Consider the following 4,296-nt stretch of genomic DNA (forward strand, 5'->3'; position numbering starts at 1 on the left):
GTTCCGGCCTATTGCAGAAGGCCGGAACGACGCCCGACACCAACGAAACTGCAAAGCAATGAGGGGGTCAGTTCTTCGTTTCGCCCCAGGGGTCAAATCCTCACTTCGCTTGACACTATGATCTTACGTTTTCGGAAAAAGCTTCGGAAACAGCGCGTCCAGAGCGTCCGCCGGAAAGCGTAGGGACACTAGGCCCTTTGGCGTTTCCGACGCCAATAGTCCGAGCGCGATCACATCATCGAACACTCGACGCGCCGTACGTTCGGGTAGTCCGCTAATAAGGGATGCCTCGCCGCGGTCAAATTCACCGCGCATGCGTCAGGCTGCCAATTGATCACGATCTGACCCGACTGGGAGTTCAAGTTAGAACTTGAACCTGACCGGGTACTGCTGGATGGCAAGCTTCATCCCAACCCGGTCTGATATGAAACAACGTCCGGCCCCGAGGCTTAGGCTGCAATCTCGTATCGCTTCCATGCGCTGTTCTCTTGGAGCGTTTTGCGGGGTTGGTCTGCTAACCTCGGAGCTCAACGCTTAACGGCGTTAGGATGAGCGTTCGAGGCGCAGGATTACTGCCGACACTGCTCTTCTTGTTCGCATTGGGCAGTTCTCGTTGGAAGCTTCCCATCTTCCCGACTGCGGCCGGCAAGGAGCGGCTCGGCGGCATATCGAAAATGGGCAACCCGACGCTCCGCTCGCTGCTCGTTTGTGGCGCGAGTCTGTCTTGCTGCGCGTTAAGGGAAACGACACTAGTGACCCTTTTGGCGCGGCGGCCTTTCAAGGTCGTCGCGGTCGCGCTCGCCAACAAGATGGCGAGGATTATCTGGGCGCTGCTCAACAAGGGCGGGACATATCGAAATACTGGTGCGGCAAGGGCCGCAGCACGCGCCTAAGCCGAACGACGACCAGGACGGACTGGCCGGCGCCACGCCGGACAGAGGCGAGGTGCACAATGAGACGATGACCCACGGGATGAAATTCCGACGCGAGAGAGGCCGGCCGACAATGCGCTTACAGTGCGTCAGATAGATCAGCCTCTCGCATCGGGAATTTCATCGAGGCCAGCGGTCTTAGACCGCGCTGAACGGCCGGACATGTGACCGCACCTATCCCGCTGGGTGAAATGTCTAAAAAAGCGCTTGTCCGCGTGGTCGTTGCACATATGTCGTTAGTAGGTCATCTCCTGCGAGCGAAAGACGGTCCGTAAGCCGGAACCCTTCTTCGGATGGCTGCCTAAGGCAATAGTGCCGCCAAGGCGAAAGCCCGATAATCCGGTTCGGCAAGTCCGTCGGCCATGGCAGCGATGCGCCGTCGTAGCTCGGGCGCAAGCCCCGCCAGGCCTGCCCCGAGGGCTTGGACAGCCAAGATGCGATCTATGGGGCGGTCGAGTCGCTCGGCGAGGACGACGAGACGCCGCTGGAGCTCTAGGGCAAGCCCTGCCATGCCCGCTCCGAAGCCCCATAGCGCTGCGACGCGGTCTGTGGATCGGTCGAGCCCCTCGGCGAGGACGACAAGACGCTGTTGGAGTTCGGGTGCAAGCCCTGCCACACCCGCTCCGAGGCCTCTCAGGGCCGAGCCGCGATACTGTGACGGACCGAGCCCCTCGGCGAGGACGACGACACGCTGCTGGAGCGCGGGTGCAAGCGCTGCCAAGCCAGGTCCGAAGCGCAATAGACCCTCGGTGCGATCTTCGGGCTCGTCCAGTGCCTCGAGGAGGACCACGAGGCGCTGCTGGAGGATGGGCGCAAGCCCTGCCACCCCCCTTCCGAGGCCCTGCAGGGCCCAGGACTGACGCCAGGGATGAAGCTCTTCGGCGAGGAGGATGAGACGCCGCTGGAGCTCGGGTGCAAGCGCTCCCACGCCCGCGCCAAGGCCCCTCAAGGCCGAAGCGCGGTTCCCGGGCTGGTCGAGCCCCTCGGTGAGGACGACGACACGTCGCTGGAGGTTGGGCGCAAGGCTTGCCACGCCTGCTCCGAGGCCCTCCAGGGCAATGGTCTGAGACCTGGGCTCAAGCCCTTCGGCGAGGAAGATGAGACGCCGCTGGAGCTCGGGTGCAAGCGCTGCCACGCCCGCTCCGAGGCCCCACAAGGCCGAAGCGCAGTCGTCGGGGTCACGAAGCCCCTCGGCCACGACGACGAGACGCTGCTGGAGCCCGGTTGCAAGGGCTGCCACGCCCGCTCCGAGGCCCCTCAGGGCCGAAGCGCGATGGCTGGGCTCGTAAAACCCCTCGGCGAGGGCAACGATACGCTGCTGGAGCTCGGGCGCAAGCCCTGCCAAGCCTATTCCGAAGCCCGTCAGCGTATATGGGGTATACCAGTGCGGCGCAAGTTCCTCGGCGACGGCGACGAGACGTTGCTGGAGCTCGGGCGCAAGCGCTGCCACCCCCTCTCCGAAGCCCCATAGGACCGTGGCACGATTCCAGGGGTGAAGCAGTCCCTCGGCAAGCGCGACGAGGTGCTGCTGGAGTTCGGGCGCAAGCCCTCCCACGCCTGTCCCGAGGGCTCGCAGTGCCGAGCCGCGATGGTCCTGGTCCTCAAGCCCCTCGACTAGCGCGACGAGGTGCTCCTGCTGCACTCTGGTGAGGCAATTGAAGTTGCGCGCGAGTGATTCCATCACGACGGGATACGTCAGCGGCTGCGGGCCGGGTTGGAGTTGCATCAGCCTGTGCCAGATGGCCTGAACCTGGATTCCCCTTTCTTGAGGCGTTGCGATTATCATCGCGGCGACACGCAGCTCTTGATTTGTGTGCGACATCCTCAGCAGATCCATCGGGCTGAGCCGCTCAGCAATCTCAACGAGCATGTCCAGCGGCAGATCAAGGATACTCAGAGGAGGAGGCGCTTGATCTTGAGGCTCAGAGCGCGTCTGCTCCACTATAGAACAGGATGATTCACCGGGTCCTTCAACGCCAGCCGCCGGTCCAATGGGAGAATCGTCCGTGATATCACGCTCGATGGGGTTGAATGCCGAGATGGGCGCCTTTCCTCGCTCCTCAATGCCCCTCATAGTTCACCTCCTATGCTACATCTTGAGATAATCGTGATTGTCGCGCAGCGGAATCTTCAAGGATCGGGCAGTTCCTAGAACGTCGCTGGCTTGACCAGGTTGAGCAGGCGAATTGCTCGATCGGACAAGATCCTTTCCATTCTCACCATGAGGTGAGCTGCCCTGTCGAAGAAGACTGGATGAAGCCGCCAGGTCCAGGCCGCCCGCCAATGATTGCCCAATGTCGGCGTGCACTGATGGGGTGCGCACCTGGGAACTGTTCAGCATCATGGCTCATCGGGGGCGCTCCGGTGGCTGTGGGCGGCATCAGCCGAGGTGTCGGATCGTCTTCATCATCAAGATGGATCCCCGCAAAAGACGTACCGCTTCAAACGATCGGCATTGATCCGAGAGCTCCCGTGCCGAGGGGACTGGACTTTACCTGTTTAGTCAGCGGCGTGGATGTCGGCACTGGCCCGGCGAAGCTTCTGCCTGCGGCGTTGCCCCGCGCCGTTTGGAGCCTGGTTGAAGTTCATGACTGGGATTTTGGATCGTTGTATGTAGTATCCATTGTTGACTCCAGTCGGTGACGATTTCCTGTGCAGGAGACCCATCTCATCGCTCTGTGGCCGATCCGGCATGCGCGCGACGAGCTTGCAAACCGGCACGTAAAGCTCTTCGATCAGCGGCCGACCCCGGATCATAGACGAGATCGGTCTGGCTCGTCAGAAAGAACCGGCGTCAGAGCGTCTTTCGCGCGGGCCAAGGTTCCGCTCCTTCTGCCCAGCGACCTCGGCGAGTTCGCCTGCCGTGGTGGGATGTCGGCCATAGTCGAAGTCGAACGCTGTGTCGATGGTGCTGGCTGGAATGATCCGGCAAGGTAAGTTGCGGGCTCCGCGATTGCTTGCCCGCTTCGAAATATGGATCTCTCCTTTTGTCCGAAAGTGGGCATGCCGAATGTCCGCCAATCTGTTGCGAACGGAACGAATCCCAGCCAATACGAACGTATATTCCGCTGCGCAAACTGGTCTGGATCTTGCGTTGTGCTTTGTCGAACACGAAAAAATTGGGTGCCCGGAGTCCAGTTCACAATGTGGGATCGTCAGTGAATGCGCTTCCCACGTTATCCGCTTGGCTCCCTGCGGTAGGTGCTGTTCGTGATTTCGAAGACAAGCGTGATATGAAATCCGCATCCAGGCATTGGTCCTCAGCATGGTGCCGAGATTGGCGGTTGGAAGGCGCGCAATGGCAAGACGAGTTTTCAGACCGAGGTGCCCAAGCCGGCTACTAAGCCGGATCCCGAAATATCCC

The 4,296-nt window shown here is 61.2% G+C and carries 2 protein-coding genes and 1 pseudogene; 1 reads left to right on the forward strand and 2 read right to left on the reverse strand.

The window, feature by feature from the left end; genetic code table 11:
- Window positions 1–635 precede the first annotated feature (635 nt).
- A pseudogene (locus tag NKI38_RS33140) lies at window positions 636–893 on the forward strand (IS110 family transposase); the annotation flags it as partial.
- A 340-nt stretch (window positions 894–1,233) separates the two neighbouring features.
- Here the strand turns inward: NKI38_RS33140 and NKI38_RS33145 are convergent.
- A complete protein-coding gene (locus tag NKI38_RS33145) occupies window positions 1,234–3,006 on the reverse strand; it encodes an F-box protein (RefSeq protein WP_352665060.1) in 1,773 nt (590 codons plus the stop codon).
- 704 nt (window positions 3,007–3,710) lie between these two features.
- On the reverse strand, window positions 3,711–4,296 hold a 586-nt coding region (locus NKI38_RS33150), incomplete at its 5' end, for a hypothetical protein (protein ID WP_352665063.1).

The organism is Mesorhizobium sp. M0621 (genome assembly GCF_040320745.1).
Classification (GTDB): Bacteria; Pseudomonadota; Alphaproteobacteria; order Rhizobiales; family Rhizobiaceae; genus Mesorhizobium.